The following is a 1504-nucleotide window of genomic DNA, read 5'->3' as shown; positions in this document are numbered from 1 at the left end:
TCTACTTCTGATACAGGTATAAGTGGTTCCATCACTAACAATAGTGATAATAAACTTGAAATTTCCAATGGAGAAGGTGCAACCATAGGTGGAGGTATTACAAATAATGGTAATGCTGATTTAGTTATTTCCAACCAAGGCTCAGTAGGTAAAGATAAAGATGGTAATACAGTAACTAACAATGGTAGTGGTAGTGTTGGAATTAAAGATTGGGTTGTTTCTACAGATAAAGAAACAGGTAAATTAGACACTGTGGTTGTAGGTGGAAGTGGTAAAGATAATGTAAAAGTAGAAAACATCACTGTAGATCAAAGCAATGTTAATCTTGAAGAATTAGGTAATATAAACAATATCATCTCAGGTGTTAATCAAGGCAATATTGGCAATATAGGAACCAATGGAGGTGGAGAAATATCTTTAAGCTTTGATCCAATAACAGGAAAGCTTACTACAGATTTTAATCTTAATGCTTCCATATCAGGTGCAACCTTTAGATCTTTAATCTCTACTACTTCAAGAAGATCTACCTTTATAGACAATGTTATGGGTAATTCTATGCAAAGCTTTGCTTTAGCTTCTTCAAGTAAGTCTCAAAGCATTGCTATGTCTGAAAAGGGTAATTTATATGCGGATGCAAGTGATTATATAAAGAGTGATTTAAATAATGGAAGCTATGGTTCTAATAAAGAACATTCTTTATTCATCCTTCCTTATGCTTCTTCACAGAATGTTGAACTTTCTTTAAATGAAGAAAGTAAAGGACACACTAAAGGAACCATTATAGGTTATTCTACTTTAAAAGACAGTGGAATATATGGTGTGTATGCAGGTTATGAAGATACAAAAATGGGTTCAACTTATTTTGATATTAATAATAGAACCTATTATGCAGGTTTAAAATACTTTAATACCTTATTTACTACAGAAAAAGGTCAAGAAGTTTATATCAAAGCTCAAGGTAAAGCTGCTTTGATTAAAAATGATTTAACTAAAAAAATAGGAAATAATGAAGCTAAAGCTGAACCTAATTCTTATGCTTATGGAGTCAATACAGCCTTAGGTATGAATTTTATTAAAGATAAAGATATATTCTCCCCTGAAATAGGTCTTGCTTATGAAGGAGGCTATACTGAAGCTTTTTCTATGAAAGATACTATAGGACAAGCAACAGTTAAAGGTGGAGAAAGAACCTATGCAAACTATTTAAATCTTTTCTCTACTAAAACAAGCTTTACTTGGTTTAGAGATTGGTTGCCTAATTTAAAAACTTCAGTAGAACTTGGAGCTAAGTTTAATATCAATCCTAAAACACAAGCTGAGGCTAGATTTGGAAGTGTAAAAGTAAGTGATGAGTTTTATTTACCAAGAATACAAAAATTTGTAAGTACTTCTTTTATCGTTCCTGTTAATGAAGCTTTCTATTTTAGTTTAAACTATAATGGAATGTTTGATAAAGATGGCAATACCCATACAGGATTTGCTCAGTTTAATTATCTTTGGTAAT

Annotated in this window: 1 protein-coding gene; it reads left to right on the top strand. The window is 31.3% G+C overall.

Going from position 1 to position 1504, the window contains the following annotated elements; genetic code table 11:
* The coding region (locus AJ886_RS03790) for an autotransporter outer membrane beta-barrel domain-containing protein (RefSeq protein WP_148124024.1) at positions 1-1503 on the top strand (1503 nt) is incomplete at its 5' end.
* Position 1504 lies beyond the last annotated feature (1 nt).

It is taken from the genome of Campylobacter sp. BCW_6465, assembly GCF_001762815.1.
GTDB lineage: Bacteria > Campylobacterota > Campylobacteria > Campylobacterales > Campylobacteraceae > Campylobacter_D > Campylobacter_D jejuni.
Note: the sequence above shows the minus strand (reverse complement) of the source record. Positions and strands in the feature narration are given on the sequence as shown.